We start from the raw sequence: 14661 nt of genomic DNA, 5'->3' as shown, positions 1-14661 counted from the left end.
AGGACGTCTGGCAGGAGTACATGACCGCGCTCCACGTGCTGTCGGCCGACCTGCTTCGCCTGTGCGCCCGCGCCCTCGGACTGAACGAAGACCACTTCGACGACAAGTTCGACCGGCACGTCTCCTCACTCGTCGCCAACTACTACTACCCCCAGATGGACGAGCCGCTGCCGGGCCAACTCAGGAGAGGCGCCCACACCGACTTCGGCGGGCTGACCGTCCTGTACCAGCAGGACAACGCCGGAGGGCTGCAGGTCCTCCAGGGCGAGAACGCCTGGCGCGACGTCCGCGCCATCCCCGGCAGCTTCGTGATCAACATCGGCGACCTGATGGCCTTGTGGACCGGCGGACGGTGGGTCTCGACCATGCACCGGGTGGTCAACCCCGATCGGGCGGACACCTCCTCACGCCTGTCCATCCCGTTCTTCTTCCAGCCCAACCACGACGCCGTCGTCGAGCCGCTGCCGCCCCTCGCTCCCGCACCCGACCAGCAACTACCCGAAACCGTCATCGCCGGAGAGTGGATGGCCATGAAAACACAGAAGCTGTTCGCCCCAGCCCAGTAGACCAGCCGGAACCCGGCAAGCAGGCTGTACGCCCTCCAGGCACCCAGAAGCGAAGCACCAGCGCGACGAGTTCAATTTCTCTGTCGGTGTGCGGTTCAGCGAGCCCACATCAGGGAGAGCCGCACCCGGTCCAGCACCGGCACGCTCGCGTCCAGGTGGCCGACTGCTGGTGAGCGTCGACGGGCCGGGCCGGCCGGCAAAGGCGCGGCTAGGGTGAGGCGTCGTGACGGAGACGAAGGCCACCGGCTACGACCTGCTGTCATCTCGCGATGTTCCGGAGATCGAGCTGCGGGCGTTCCTGCTGGACTGCTTCGGCATCACCAACGGTGAGTTGTTCGTAGGCCGTATCGATCAAGTCCACGAGGACTTGCGGGACGCCCCACAGAAGGTGTTCGCCGCATTTTGCACCCACGGACAGGTGTTCGGCCATTTCGCGATGACTATCAGCGTCGGTATCGAGGGCGGTCTGGCCGAGCGGGTCGGTCGCCTGGAGTTCGCCGCCCGGTTCGCCGCTCACTTCGGTGCGTTCGTACTGTACGGCGATACCGAACCGCCAGGACTGTGGACGGTGGTCCTGGCGGACGGCGAGCGTCTGCTCGCCGCGATGGACGATGAAGACGATCGTTTCACGCTCTACGCGGCTACGGCGCCGGTGCCAGGACTACCCGAGATCCGTGTGAGCCGGGATCTGTCGCATCGGCGATGAGCTCCGGCCGCCTGGCGTTCAGCCCCTCCGAATCCGAGCGGAATCCCGCCTCCGAGATCGGAGTGGCCTGGCCGCTGATGTGATCAGGTGCCGTACGTCGTCGTGAGACAGCTGCCCGCTGCCGCGTCATCGCCAATACCGAGCTGGGGCCGGTAATCCCAATGTCTTTCTTACCGATGCGTGCGGTGACCTGCCGGAACGCGGCCGTCTGGCACGGGAGGTCGGACGACGATTCCGCACGACCCCACGTCCACCGCCCGGGAGATGAAGGTGTCGGCCGGATCGACCTCCGCGGCCTCACCGCGCTGTTCTGGGGATTGACCACCGCACTCCAATCCGCTCTGGGCGCCTGGTGAACGTGGCCGGACTTTGCCGTGAGCGGTTGGTTGCCGTTCAGCACTTCTCCGGACGGTCTTCATCGTTCGATTCATCAGGGATCGAGCCGGTCCACCCCCGCAGGCGGGTCCGTCAAAGCACGCTAAGGAGTTTGATATGACCACAAACCAGACCTCCTCGTCTCTGTCTTCGGATTGCCTGCGGGGCCAGACACTGCAAGCAGACAGCAAGGCCAGCATGTTCATCGCAATGAACCTGGCCATTCTCGGCTTCTTGTTCGACAAGGTCTCGGAGGGACCGTTGGCGGTCCAGATCCTGATATGCGTCGCCGGCTTCGTGGTGGCCGCGACGGCGGATCTCCTCTGCCTGGCCGTCCTCCCCCGGACCGGAAACCTCGGGAACGTCTCGGACGACGATCCAGAGGTGAACTATCTGACGAAGATCGTACTCACCAAGTACCGCTGCGTGCGGCACGCGATCAGAATCTTCATGGTCGCCATATCACTGGCCCCAGTCGTAATGGTCGTGAGGGTCGCCGGCTGACAACGGCGTCCTCACCCCCCAATCACGGCCTCTGCACCCAGCGGTGCGGAGGCTGACCCTTATGCGGTGGACATCCAGGACTGATGAACACCGTGTCGCGCTCTTGGTCGGCGCAGGCGCTGGTGGTGACCGCGTGCAAATCCGCGACGGGGGTCGAGTTCGAGACGGAGCCGCCGTTCTCGGGGTTTCAGTTGTCGCTGGGGGACGGCCGGGTCGCGGCCAGGGCGGTCAGGGCGCCGGCGGCGGCGGTGACGGCGAGTGAGGCCGCGGTCAGCAGGCCGAGGAGGGTCCAGGGCACGGCGAGGATGCGCGCGCCGCCTGGTCCCGGGTGGAAGCCCGCCAGCGCGGCCGCGGCGACCAGGGCTCCGAGGAACAGGCCGATCAGGGTGACCGCGGCGGACTCTATGACGGTCATCCGGACGACCTGGCCGCGGCTCAGGCCGGTCGCGCGGGCGACCGCGTACTCGGTTCGGCGCTCGGCGGAGGCGATCACGACGGCGTTGACCGCCGCGATCGCGGCGTACAGGCCGGACATGCCCATCAGGACGGCCATGATCCCCATGGTGCCGCGCTGTTGGGCCGCCACTCTGGCGTCGGCCCATTGGCGAAGGGTGCGGACCTCGCCGATTCCGGCCGCGCGGATCCGGTCGGCGACCGCCCGCGGTGATGTTCCTGGGGCGACCCGCACCAGGGTTTCGGTCGGCGCGTCGGCGAGCATCGCGGCGGGGACGAGGTCGCGCGGCACCAGGAAGTTGTCGCTGCCGTTCTCCAGGACTTCTGGCAGGCGCGCGACGGCGCGGAGCTTGAGCTTGTGCGCGCCGATCCGTGCCGTGACCGTGCCGCCGCGGACGCCCTGGCCGGCCAGCCGGGGGCCGATCGCGATGGTGCGGCCGTGCAGTGCGTCCAGGGAACCGGAGCGGAGGGTGAGGCGGTGGGTGCGCTGGTACGCGGCGGCGTCGACCGCCGTGATCCCTGAATGGTGTGTCTGCCGGTAGGAGCGGTGGCCCACGCGGTGCCGGGCCGTCACCGACATCTCCACCTGGCTCTGCGGGGACGCCAAGGCGACTCCGGGGATCCGCGGGACCCGGGCGGCGGCGGCGCCGGTCGACTCGACCACCAGGTCGGCGGCGGTGATCCGTTCGAGGTCCGCGCCGGTGGCGCGGGCCAGCGAGTTCAGCGCTCCGGTAAGGCCGACCAGCAGGCCGACCAGCACGATGACGGGCGCGGCCGTCGAGGCGCTGCGCCGTACCGCGTCGCGCAGGTTGGCCTGCGCCAGTTCGCCGAGCGCGCCGGTCCGCAGCACCGCCCCCAGCAGCCTGCCGGCCAGCGGGACGGCCAGCGGGCTCAGCGCGCTCAGCGCGATCGATCCGAAGACCGAGACCCCCATCGCGATCAGGAGGGCGCCCAGCAGGTCCGCCGACTGCCCTGCCGCGACGAGCAGGACGGTCAGGGCGAGTGAGGACACCCCGAAGAGCCAGCGGCCGGCGGTCATGACGCGGGCGGCCCGGGGACTGTTCCGCAGGGCGTCCAGCGGGCGCACCCGGGCCGCCCGGTACGAGGCCGACAGCACCCCGAAGACGGCGACGCCGATCCCCACGCTCGGCGACAGCAGCAGCACCCCGTTCGACCAGCGCGCGGAGAAGTCGCCGGGCAGGAGCCCGATCCCGACCAGCAGACGTGCCTGGACCCAGGTCGCCGGCATGCCCAGCAGCATGCCGAGGACGCTGCCGGCCAGCCCGAGCAGGAATGCTTCGCCCAGCAGCAGCCTGATCAGCTGAGGGCGGCTCCCGCCGAGCATGCGGAGCAGGGCCAGTTCCTTACGTCGCTGCTCCACGGCGAAGGCGAACGTCGAGCCCACGATGAACACGGCCAGGAACATGGCCAGCGGCGTCGCCATCCCCAGCAGCGTCGCGGCCCCGACGTACCCCTCCCTGATCTGCTCGGCGGCCCGGCCGGACGTCCCCGGTGGAATCTTCGGCTCGCCCGTGGAGACCAGCACGAGCACCGACGACTGGACCAGGGCCACGCCCAGCGTGACCGTCAGCAGCGCTCCGGTGAACAGCGGCCAGCGGTCGCGGACGGTGCAGGCGGAGACGCGCAGCACGGGTCAGCCCTCCAATCGGGTGAGCCGTTCGGCGACCTGGGCGGCGGTGGGGCGCGGCAGGCGGTCGGCGATCCGGCCGTCGGACAGGAACACCACCGCGTCGGCGCTCGCCGCCGCGACCGGGTCGTGGGTCACCATGACGACCGTCTGCCCGGCCCCGTCGACCATGCGGCGCAGCAGCGCGAGGACCGTGCGGGCCGAATTCGTGTCCAGGGCTCCGGTGGGTTCGTCGGCGAACAGCACCGAGGGGCGCGTCACCATCGCGCGGGCGATCGCCACCCGCTGCTGCTGCCCGCCCGACAGTTCCCGCGGCCGGTGCCGCACGCGGTCCTGCAGCCCCACATGGGCCAGCGCGGCCCGCACGTCCTGGCGCGATGGCCGGGCACCGGCCAGCTTGAGCGGGAGGGCGACGTTCTGCTCGGCGGTCAGCGAGCCGATCAGGTTGAAGTCCTGGAAGACGAAGCCCAGGGTGCGGCGCCGCAGCCTGGTCAGCGCGGTGTCGGTGGCGTGGGTGATGTCCTGCCCGGCCAGCAGGACGCGGCCCGCGCTTACCCGGTCCAGGCCCGCGGCGCAGTGCAGCAAGGTGGACTTCCCCGAACCCGACGGGCCCATCACGGCGGTCCAGGAACCGGCAGGGAAGGTCACGCTGACCTCCGACAGCGCGTTCACCCGCGCCTCGCCCATTCCGTAATGCCTGGTCACCTGGTGCAGCTGCACCGGTGCGACAGGCGCCGTCACCGAAGGACATCCGGGTCGATGCCGCGCGCCAGGGCCTGGAAGCCCGCGTCGTTGGGGTGCAGCCCGTCCTCGTACACGTAGGACAGCCGGGGACGGTCCCCGTCGGCGGGGTCGGCCAGGATCTTGTCGGCGTCCAGGACCGCGTCGTATTCCCCGCTGGTACGGATCCAGTCGTTGACGGCGTCGCGCTCCTTCTCCACCTGCGGGGTCCACACGGGGAACAGGGCCCCCTTCATGGGCAGGACCGTCGTCCCGACGATCTTGAGGCCGCGGGCGCGGGCGGCGCGGATCAGTTGCCGGTGGGCGTCGATGACCTGCTCGGCGGTCGCCGGTCCGCCCGGCCGCAGGCAGGGGTCGCCCGGGGTGTCGCGGATGTCGTTGGCGCCCAGATGCACGATCACCGTCCGGACGCCGGGGCGGCCGAGGACGTCGCGGGCGAACCGCGCGGTGGCCTTGTCCCCGCTGCACGCCGAGTCGTACCGCAGCCGGTTGCCGCCGATCCCGGCGTTCACCACGCCGAGCGGGCGGCCCGTCCCGGCCAGCCGCTCGGCCAGCGCGTCCGGCAGCCGCGCGTCGGCGCCGCGGGTGGCGCCGACGCCGTCGATCAGCGAGTCCCCGAAGGCCACCACCGTGCCGTCGCCGTTCCCTCCGGCGACGTCCACGCCCGCCAGGTAGTAGAGCGCGTCGGTGGACTGGGTGAAGGCGTCGGAGCCGGCGTCGGACAGGTGGTCTCCGGAAGCGCGGTAGGCGGGCTGGGTGGTGAAGCGGTGGAACGTCGCCGGTCCCGTCGCCTGGGTGAACCGCAGCGTGACCGCCAGCCGCTCCAGCGGTGCGGTGGACAGCGGCACCGGATCGCTGGCGATCTCGGCGCCCGGCGGCACGGTCGCGGAGCGGGCTCCGCCGAACGTCAGCGCCGCCGTGGTGTCCGGCCATGCCTTGGCGCCGCCCGCCGACCGGGCGGCCGCGGCGGCGGTGACCCGCAGCGGGCCGGTCCCGTAGACGTTGGACAGCCGGATCCGTGCCCTGGTCCCGCCCGTGCTCAGCCGGACCACCTGGCGCAGGGTGTGGTCGCCGAAGCCCTCCGTCGACCAGTTCGGCCCCTCGTCCTCGCCGCCGGCGACGGGACGCTGCATCGCCGCCCCCCAACTCTGGGACCAGGTCGCGGACTGCGAAGACGCCGCCCGTGCCGAAGCCCCGGGCGCGCTGGACGAGGCGTACACGAGCCCGCCGACCAGCGCCGCGCCGGCCAGGGGGACGGTCACCCGTGCGGAAAACTGTCGTCTCATGCGCTAGATCCCACCGCCGCGGCACCGCCGGCCGCATCACGGTGATCCACCAACTTCGGGGTATGCCCAGCACTACCTCCGCGCGCCGGTGGGTCGGCTACCGTTCGCCTGTGCCGAACGACCCGCCGCCCACCCTGTTGGCCGCGATCGGGCGCCGCGGGTTCCTGCTGACGGCCTGGCCTTGGCGCGCAGTCGGCTTCCTGCTGTCGACCGTGCCGGTCGTGCTTACGGCCGGGATGCCGCTGGTGCTGCTGGGCTTGCCGTGGCTTCTAGCCGTCTCCCCGGATGCCACTTTGGGCGAGCGGGCGTTCCTCGGCGTCCTCGGCGCCCTGCTGATCGCCGGTCTCGGGCCGCCGGCGACGATACCGCTGGCTTGGCTGGAGCGGCGCCGCCTGCGCTTGGTGGACGCCCGTCCGACGCGATCGGGGCATCGGCGGCCGCCGGATCGGGGCTTCGGCTCGTGGCTGCGCACCCGCTACACCGAACCGGCGACCTGGCGCGAACTCGGCTATTTCCTGCTGCTGGCCGTAGTCGTTCCCGTCGTGTACACGGCGCTGCTGTCCGCGTTGGTGTTCCTGCTCGGCGCCATCACCAGCCCGCTGATCCTCCTGGGCGGCGACGGCCCGATGGCGCTGGGCCCGGTGAAGGTCGCCACCGCGGAGGCCGCGCTGCCGTACGCGATCGCCGGCCTCGCGCTGCTGCCCGCCCTTCCGTACTTGCCGGCGCTGATCGCCGTTGCGCACGCCGTGCTCGCCCGGGCACTGCTCCAGAGCGGTTCCGGCGAACGGCTCCAGGCCGAGCTGGTCGAGGTCGCGCGGTCCCGGGCCCGGCTGGTCGACGCGTTCGAGGCCGAACGCCGCCGGATCGAGCGCGACCTGCACGACGGCGCCCAGCAGCGGCTGCTCTCGCTCACCATGAAGCTCGGGATCGCCCGCGTGGACCTGCCGCCCGGATCCCCGGCGGCCGGCAGCGTCGCCGATGCCCACCAGGAGGCCAAGCAGCTCATGACCGAGCTGCGGGAACTGGTCCACGGCATCCATCCGCGCGTGCTCACCGACCGGGGACTGGAGGCGGCGCTGGGCGAGTTGGCCGACCGGTCGCCGCTGGCGGTCACGGTCGAGGCCGACCTGCCCGGACGGCCGCCCCGCCAGGTCGAGAGCACGGCCTACTTCGCCGCCGCCGAGGCGCTCACCAACGCCGCCAAGCACAGTGGCGCCGGCCGGGCCGGGGTGGCCGCGCGCTGGGCCGGCGGCGTCCTCACCCTGGAGATCACCGACGACGGCGCGGGCGGCGCCGATCCCGGCCGCGGCACCGGATTGACCGGTCTGGCCGACCGGGTGGCGGTGATCGACGGCAGACTGCTGGTGTCGAGCCCCGCCGGGGGACCGACCCTCGTACGTGTGGAGCTTCCTTGCGGTCTGAACGATCCGTCGTCCGGGTAGTCCTCGCCGAGGACGGCGTCCTCCTCCGGGAGGGCCTGGCCGGCCTGCTGACCAGGTTCGGGTTCGACGTCGTGGCCGCCGTGGACGACGCCGCGGCCCTGCGCGCGGCCGTCGCCGAGCACCGTCCCGACCTGGTCGTCACCGACATCCGGATGCCGCCGGACTTCTCCGACGAGGGCCTGCGCGCGGCGGTGGAGCTGCGCCGCGCCGACCCGGACCTGGCGGTGGTGGCGCTCAGCCAGTACGTCGAGCTGAGCTATTCGGTCGACCTGCTGGACTCCGGGGGCGGCCGCCGGGTCGGCTACCTGCTCAAGGACAGGGTGGTCGACGTCGAGGACTTCGTCGCCGCGCTGCGCCAGGTGGTGGACGGCGGCACGGTGGTGGACCCGCAGGTCATCCGCCAGCTCATCAACCGGCGGCGGAACCCGCTCGCCGAGCTGTCCCCGCGCGAGCGAGAGGTCCTCGCGCTCATCGCCGAGGGCCACTCCAACGCCGCCATCGCCAGGCGGCTGGTCGTCACGGAAGCGACCGTGGGCAAGCACGTCCGCAGCATCCTCAGCAAGCTCGACCTGCCGCAGACCGAGGACACCCACCGCAGAGTCCTCGCCGTGCTGGTCTACCTCCGCGGCCGAGCCGCGACCCCGGATTGATCCCTTCTTCCACCACCCTCGTTCGGACGCCCTCCTTCCGGTCCAAGCTGTCAAATCGGAGTTATGGCGGCTCCGTCGCCCGTGGGAGCGGAGCGGCGCTCCCACCGGATCGGGCGAGGCGTTCAGTCAGTGCGGTCGAAGAAGTTGGTGCGGGCGGCGGCGCTGGCGAGGGGGCTTTGGCGGGTCGGGGCGGGCTGGGGGGCGCCGCCCTGCGCCGGCCCGGCGGCCGGGGCGGGCCGCTGCTGCTGCGGCTGCGGCCGGGTGGTGGCGGCGGGTTCGGGACGAGGGGCGCGGGGCTGTGCGGGGCCGCCGCGGCGGAGCTGGGCGATCTCGCGCTGGAGGCGGCGCTTCTCCGTTTCGAGGGCGGTCCGCGACTCCTCCTGCTCCTCGCGGAGGTAGCGCAGGTCGCGGCGGTTTCGCAGGCGCCGGCCGAAGCCGGCGACCGTCATGATCATGCCGAGCATGAAGACGACGGCCACGGCGGCGCCGGTGAGGAAGACCTGCCAGTTCGTGCTCACTCCCGGGACGGCGTAGCCGAAGGCGGTGAGCTGAGCCGGTCCGTCGTTGGCCATGACGATGCCGGCTCCAGCGGTCACGGCCGCGGCGGCCAGGAGCAGTCCAATGAAGATCATTCGTTCTCCTCTCCAGTCCAGTTACTCTCCGGAGGCGGGGCGGGGTTCAACCACCATGCCAGACCTGACCGAAATTTGCCGCAATTGCATTGTTTATCCTGGTCAGACCCCGTTTACTTGGGGCAACTGTCGGAATCTGCCTGTATTCATTGGGTAGTGGTTCGATGCGGAAGATCAGGAACTCGAGCCGGGAGTGGTCCATGGGCACGCACGCGGTCGTCTTCGATCTGGACGGCGTACTGATCGACTCCGAGCCCGTGTGGGAGGAGGTCCGCCGCGGCTACGTCGCCGAGTCGGGCGGGCGATGGCTGCCCGACACGCAGGAGCGGCTGATGGGGATGAGCACCGAGGAGTGGGCGGCGTACCTGGCCGAGGACCTGCTGGACGGCCCGTCCGCCGAGGATGTCGCCTACGAGGTGATCGACCGGATGCGGCGCCGGTACGCGCAGGAGGTGCCGCTGCTGCCGGGCGCGGTGGACGCGGTGCGGCGGATGGCGGAGCCGTTCACGCTGGGGCTGAACAGCTCGTCCCCGCGGGCGCTCATCGATCTGGTGCTGGGGGAGATCGGGGTGGCGTCCCTTTTCCGCGCCACCGTGTCGACCGAGGAGGTCGACCAGGGCAAGCCCGCACCGGACGGGTATCTCACCGTGGCGGCGCAGCTGGACGTGCCGCCCGTCCGGTGCGCGGCGATCGAGGACTCCAGCAACGGGCTGCGGTCCGCGCACGCGGCGGGCATGCGGGTGATCGCGGTGCCGCGGCCGCACTACCCGCCGGCGGACGAGGCGCTGGCCCTCGCCGCGTACACGGCCGCGGACCTGGACGCCGTCACCCCCGGGCTGGTCACCAAGATCCTCGCAGCCGCATAGGGCCGTCCCGGGGCCGAGTGTCGGACGGAGTCCCTAGGATGAATCAGTGGTTTCCCCCGAGAGCGAGCTCCCGCCCGAGCCCGAGTTCTACGATCACGAGTACGAGCCCGAGTACGAACCGGTCCCCGAGGACGGTTTCGCGCCGGGCCCGGTGTTCGAGGGCGGCGACGCGCTCGGGACGCTGCGGCGGGTGTTCGGCTACGACGCGTTCCGGGACGGCCAGCAGGAGATCATCGACCACGTGATCGACGGCGGCGACGCCCTGGTGCTGATGCCGACCGGCGGCGGGAAGTCGCTGTGCTACCAGATCCCGGCGCTGGTCAGGAAGGGCGTCGGCGTCGTCATCTCGCCGCTGATCGCGCTGATGCAGGACCAGGTGGACGCGCTGCGGGCGCTGGGCGTCCGGGCGGGGTTCCTCAACTCCACCCAGGACCTGGACGAGCGCCGCATGGTGGAGGCTCAGTTCCTGGCGGGCGAGCTGGATCTGCTCTACCTGGCGCCCGAGCGGCTGCGCGTCCAGGCGACGGTGAGCCTGCTCGAACGGGGCACGGTGTCGCTGTTCGCCATCGACGAGGCGCACTGCGTGGCGCAGTGGGGGCACGATTTCCGCCCCGACTACCTGATGCTGTCGGGCCTGCACGAGCGCTGGCCGGACGTGCCGCGGATCGCGCTGACCGCCACCGCGACCCAGGCGACCCGCGACGAGATCGCGACCCGGCTGGACCTGAAGGACGCGCGCCATTTCGTGGCGAGCTTCGACCGTCCCAACATCCAGTACCGGATCGAGCCGAAGTCCGACGCCAAGCGGCAGTTGCTGCGGCTGCTGACGACCGAGCACGCGGGCGACGCGGGCATCGTCTACTGCCTGTCGCGCAATTCGGTGGAGAAGACCGCGGAGTTCCTGACCTCGAACGGGATCGACGCGGTGCCGTACCACGCGGGCCTGGACGCGGCGACGCGGGCGGCGAACCAGTCGCGGTTCCTGCGCGAGGACGGCCTGGTCGTGGTGGCGACGATCGCGTTCGGGATGGGCATCGACAAGCCCGACGTGCGTTTCGTCGCGCATCTGGACCTGCCGAAGTCGGTCGAGGGCTACTACCAGGAGACGGGCCGGGCGGGGCGCGACGGGCTGCCGTCCACGGCGTGGCTGGCGTACGGGCTGCAGGACGTCGTCAACCTCCGCAAGATGATCGAGTCCTCTGAGGGCGACGACGCGCATCGCCGCAGGTCGACCCTGCATCTGGACGCGATGCTGGCGCTGTGCGAGGCGGCCTCGTGCCGTCGCGTGCGGTTGCTGGACTACTTCGGGCAGGAGTCCGGGCCGTGCGGCAACTGCGACACCTGCCTGTCGCCGCCCGAGACGTGGGACGGCACGGTCCCCGCGCAGAAGGTGCTGTCGACGGTGGTGCGGCTGAAGCGGGAGCGGCGCCAGAAGTTCGGCGCCGGGCACGTGATCGACATCCTGCGCGGGAAGAAGAACGCCAAGATCATCCAGTTCGACCATGACGAGCTGAGCACGTTCGGCATCGGGGCGGACCTGGGCGAGGCGGAGTGGCGCGGCGTCGTCCGGCAGATGCTCGCGCAGGGGCTGATGGCGGTGGAGAGCAACTTCGGCGCGCTGGTGGAGACCGAGGAGAGCGCCGCGGTCCTGCGCGGCGAGCGCGAGGTGCCCATGCGGCGCGAGCGCGAGCGGGCCAAGCCGGCGAAGGCCGGGGCCGGGTCGGGCAAGGGCGGCCGGGAGCGCAAGGCGCCGGTCGAGCTGCCCGAGGAGGCGGTGCCGGTGTTCGAGCGGCTGCGCGCCTGGCGGGGCGCGACGGCCCGGGAGCAGGGCGTGCCCGCGTACGTGATCTTCCACGATGCGACGCTGCGCGAGATCGCCACCGCGCGGCCGGGTTCACTGGCCGGGCTGAGCAAGGTGAACGGGGTCGGCGAGAACAAGCTCGCCAAGTACGGGGAGCAGATCCTGGAGACCCTCAACGGCACCGACTGAAATTCCCCGACTTTTTTCGAAGGCCCAGCTCAGCGCCCGGTTTTCGGCTTTTCGCGTATTCGCCGGAAAGCGCGAGGACGCAGGTCACGAGCGAATGTGAACGTCATGTTCGCGTTTGCTTTTCCGCGCGCGCTCCGGGCAAGCTGAGGCCTCTTCCCGACAAACGCCCTGACCTGGGGCTTTGTCGTCATGCCCGAAACGAGGGGGACGCGATGACGATCCTGGTGACCGGCGCGACCGGTGGCGTCGGCCGGCTTGTGGTGGAGCGGCTCGTCCAAGACGACCAGAAGGTGCGGGCACTGACCCGCGACCCGTCCAAGGCGGCGTTCCCCGCTTCGGTGGAGGTCGTCGCGGGCGACCTCGACCGGCCCGAGACGCTCGCCGGCGCCCTTCGGGGCGTCGACCGCATGTACCTCTTCCCCGTCGCGAAGACCGCGCGGGACGTCGTCGGGCTGGCCGAGGAGGCCGGGGTCCGGCGCGTCGTGGTGCTGTCGTCGGGCGCGGTGACCGGCGGGTTCGACACCGACTTCCACCTGCCCGTCGAGCAGGCCGTGGAGGCGTCCGGGATGGACTGGACGCACGTGCGCCCCGGCGAGTTCATGCTCAACAAGCTGTGGCTGTGGGGCCCGTCCATCCGGGCGGAACGCGTCGTCCGCGACCCGAACCCGGACGCGGCCTGGTGCCCCGTCCACGAGCGGGACATCGCCGACGTCGCGGCCGTCGCGCTGCTGGACGACGGCCACGCGGGCGCCGCGTACGACCTCAACGGGCCGGAGTTCATCTCGTACCGCGACCAGGTCCGCACGATCTCCGCGGCCCTCGGCGAGGAGGTCGGCTTCGAGGTCGTCACCCCGGAGGAGGCGCGGGAGTCCTACCGGAAGCAGGGCGGCTTCGCGGCCGAGAACGCCGATTTCCTGCTCGGCTTCACCGACTACTCCGGCGGCGACGCCGACCCGGCGGACGCCAAGGACATCGACCTGTCGGCCTACGGGCCGCTGCCCACCTCGGAGGCGGTCACGGGACGTCCGGCCCGCACGTTCGCCGAATGGGCGCGCGAGCACGCCGACGGCTTCCGCTGAGGGGACGGGCAGCCGATTCCCAGCCTTCTCCCAGGTTTCTCCATGGCCTACTGCCAGGCGCCGCCGATGGGATGGGGATCATGCGAGCCAAAGTGAACAGGAAGTCGTTGGCGGCCGGGCTGGGCGCGGCGAGCCTGCTCGGCCTCGGGCTGTACCTCGCCGTGCCGGCCGCCTCCGCCGATCAGTCGCCGTCGCCGGGCACGACCACGTCCGCCAAGCCGAAGGACGGCCGCCACGGCGAGCAGCGGCCCTGGCGGCACCGGGCCCGGTGGGCCGCCCGCGGCGTGCACGGCGAGGCGACCGTGCGCGGCAAGGACAACGCGTTCCGTGTGCGCACCTGGCAGCGCGGCGAGATCACCGGCCGGTCCGGCGCCGGCCTGACGGTGCGCAGCGCCGACGGCGTCGCCTGGACGTGGACGACAGACGGCAAGACCAGGGTGCGCGAGAACGGCAAGAAGTCCAACGCCGCGGCCCTCGCCGCCGGCGACCGCGTCATGGTCATCGGCGAGCGCGCCGGGACGACCCGCACCGCCAAGATCGTCGTGGTGCCCAAGAAGAAGTAGGGCAGTACCGTCGACCGCGGAACGAACCGGATCGACGACATGCGGGAGCCCATGAGCGAGAGCCGGCGGGTGCTCGTCGTGGAGGACGAGGCCAACATCCGCGACCTGATCCAGACCGCCCTGCGGTTCCACGGTTTCGACACCTGCCTGGCGCGCTCGGGGGCCGAGGCGCTGCGGGAGGCCCGCGGCCGGCGGCCGGACCTGATCCTGCTCGATGTCATGCTGCCCGACATCGACGGGTTCGAGGTCTGCCGCCGGCTGCGGACCGGGGGCGACCAGGTGCCGGTGATCTTCCTGACCGCGCGGGACACCCCGTCCGACACCGTCACCGGGCTCACCCTGGGCGGCGACGACTACGTCACCAAGCCGTTCTCGATCGACGCCCTGGTGGCGAGAGTCCGCGCGGTGCTGCGCCGCGCAGCCGCGCACGACCCGCCCCCGGAGCCGGACGACGGGGCGCTGCGCGTCGCCGACCTGGAACTCGACGAGGCCCGCTGGACGGTGCGGCGCGCGGGCGTCGACATCGAGCTGTCGCCCACAGAGTTCAAACTGCTGGCCTACCTGATGCGCAACTCCGGACAGGTCCTCACCCGGACGCAGCTGCTGGAGAACGTCTGGGGCTGGGACCACCACGGCAACGCGCAGGTCCTGGAGACCTACATCAGCTACCTGCGGCGCAAGCTCGACCCGCTGGGCCCGCCGCTTATCCACACCCGGCGCGGCGTCGGGTACGCCCTCCGCCCTTGACCTCCTCCCCCTCGTGAACGAGGGGGATTCCAACCCGTGGCCTCAGGAGAGGGGGACAGGTTGAGGTTCGCGGTTCGTCCGCCCCGGCGATCCGGAGCGTCCCCGCGCAGCGGCGGCCGGTCCGGCCGTCGTGCACACGAGTCCGAGTCTGGTCTCGTGGGCGATGTTGCGTGCCGCGTTCACATCGGCGTTGCCGGCGTGGCCGCAGGACCGGCACCGGAAACGCGCTTGGCTCTCGCGCGCCTCCCGATCCGTGGTCCCGCACGCCGAACAGCGCTGCGAGGTGTAGGCGGGATCGATCTTGTGGACGCGGCCGGGGGCCTTGTGCTCCAGCCGCTCGACCAGCATCCCCCAACCGGCGGCCAGGATGCCCCGGTTCAGCCCCGCCTTGGCGGCGACGTTGCGTCCCGGCC

Annotated in this window: 15 protein-coding genes; 10 read left to right on the top strand and 5 right to left on the bottom strand. The window is 71.5% G+C overall.

The features are described from left to right. Nucleotides 1-20: 20 nt before the first annotated feature. The 3 genes from ABD340_RS23760 (at nucleotide 21) to ABD340_RS23750 (ending at nucleotide 2151) form a co-directional block, all read left to right on the top strand. Nucleotides 21-566, top strand: coding sequence for a 2OG-Fe(II) oxygenase family protein (locus ABD340_RS23760; RefSeq protein ID WP_344591700.1), 546 nt, complete (start codon nucleotides 21-23; stop codon nucleotides 564-566). Between the two features lie 223 nt (nucleotides 567-789). After that, nucleotides 790-1272, top strand: a complete 483-nt coding sequence (locus tag ABD340_RS23755) for a hypothetical protein (protein WP_344591699.1) — start codon at nucleotides 790-792, stop codon at nucleotides 1270-1272. Between the two features lie 492 nt (nucleotides 1273-1764). After that, nucleotides 1765-2151 (top strand): Pycsar system effector family protein, encoded by a 387-nt coding sequence (locus ABD340_RS23750; protein WP_344591698.1) that lies wholly within the window; start codon nucleotides 1765-1767, stop codon nucleotides 2149-2151. Between the two features lie 187 nt (nucleotides 2152-2338). Here the strand turns inward: ABD340_RS23750 and ABD340_RS23745 are convergent, their stop codons facing one another. From ABD340_RS23745 to ABD340_RS23735, 3 genes are read right to left on the bottom strand one after another with little or no spacing between them, the layout of a single operon-like run. Beyond that, entirely contained in the window at nucleotides 2339-4255 is a 1917-nt protein-coding gene (locus tag ABD340_RS23745; protein WP_344591696.1) for an FtsX-like permease family protein, read from the bottom strand. Nucleotides 4256-4258: 3 nt separating this feature from the next. Next, nucleotides 4259-4939 carry an ABC transporter ATP-binding protein gene (locus ABD340_RS23740; protein WP_344591910.1) on the bottom strand — a complete coding sequence of 227 codons (681 nt, stop codon included), beginning with the start codon at nucleotides 4937-4939 and terminating at the stop codon, nucleotides 4259-4261. 50 nt (nucleotides 4940-4989) lie between these two features. Beyond that, the gene (locus ABD340_RS23735; protein WP_344591695.1) at nucleotides 4990-6279 is read right to left on the bottom strand and encodes an SGNH/GDSL hydrolase family protein; all 1290 of its coding nucleotides are present in this window, start codon (nucleotides 6277-6279) and stop codon (nucleotides 4990-4992) included. Between the two features lie 110 nt (nucleotides 6280-6389). Between ABD340_RS23735 and ABD340_RS23730 the strand changes: the two genes are divergently transcribed. Next, nucleotides 6390-7721 carry a sensor histidine kinase gene (locus ABD340_RS23730; RefSeq protein WP_344591694.1) on the top strand — a complete coding sequence of 444 codons (1332 nt, stop codon included), beginning with the start codon at nucleotides 6390-6392 and terminating at the stop codon, nucleotides 7719-7721. Next, on the top strand, nucleotides 7691-8371 hold the full coding sequence (locus ABD340_RS23725; protein WP_344591692.1) for a response regulator: 681 nt from the start codon (nucleotides 7691-7693) through the stop codon (nucleotides 8369-8371). The genes ABD340_RS23730 and ABD340_RS23725 overlap by 31 nt, the downstream gene beginning before the upstream one ends. 122 nt (nucleotides 8372-8493) lie before the next feature. Here ABD340_RS23725 and ABD340_RS23720 read toward each other — a convergent pair whose 3' ends face one another. Next, entirely contained in the window at nucleotides 8494-9003 is a 510-nt protein-coding gene (locus ABD340_RS23720; RefSeq protein WP_344591691.1) for a hypothetical protein, read from the bottom strand. A gap of 200 nt (nucleotides 9004-9203) precedes the next feature. Between ABD340_RS23720 and ABD340_RS23715 the strand changes: the two genes are divergently transcribed. From ABD340_RS23715 to ABD340_RS23695, 5 genes are all read left to right on the top strand, one after another. After that, nucleotides 9204-9869 carry an HAD family hydrolase gene (locus ABD340_RS23715; RefSeq protein WP_344591690.1) on the top strand — a complete coding sequence of 222 codons (666 nt, stop codon included), beginning with the start codon at nucleotides 9204-9206 and terminating at the stop codon, nucleotides 9867-9869. A gap of 46 nt (nucleotides 9870-9915) precedes the next feature. Continuing rightward, entirely contained in the window at nucleotides 9916-11859 is a 1944-nt protein-coding gene (gene recQ, locus ABD340_RS23710; protein ID WP_425547428.1) for a DNA helicase RecQ, read from the top strand. Between the two features lie 212 nt (nucleotides 11860-12071). After that, nucleotides 12072-12938 (top strand): NAD(P)H-binding protein, encoded by an 867-nt coding sequence (locus ABD340_RS23705; RefSeq protein ID WP_344591689.1) that lies wholly within the window; start codon nucleotides 12072-12074, stop codon nucleotides 12936-12938. 80 nt (nucleotides 12939-13018) lie between these two features. Beyond that, a complete protein-coding gene (locus ABD340_RS23700; protein WP_344591687.1) occupies nucleotides 13019-13501 on the top strand; it encodes a hypothetical protein in 483 nt (160 codons plus the stop codon). 51 nt (nucleotides 13502-13552) lie between these two features. Further along, nucleotides 13553-14248 carry a response regulator transcription factor gene (locus ABD340_RS23695; RefSeq protein WP_344591685.1) on the top strand — a complete coding sequence of 232 codons (696 nt, stop codon included), beginning with the start codon at nucleotides 13553-13555 and terminating at the stop codon, nucleotides 14246-14248. Nucleotides 14249-14290: 42 nt separating this feature from the next. Here the strand turns inward: ABD340_RS23695 and ABD340_RS23690 are convergent. Next, nucleotides 14291-14661 (bottom strand): zinc ribbon domain-containing protein (locus ABD340_RS23690; RefSeq protein WP_344591684.1); only part of this gene is annotated, 371 nt, incomplete at its 5' end.

The organism is Actinomadura vinacea (genome assembly GCF_039532545.1).
GTDB lineage: Bacteria > Actinomycetota > Actinomycetes > Streptosporangiales > Streptosporangiaceae > Spirillospora > Spirillospora vinacea.
This window is presented reverse-complemented; position numbering and strand designations above follow the sequence as displayed.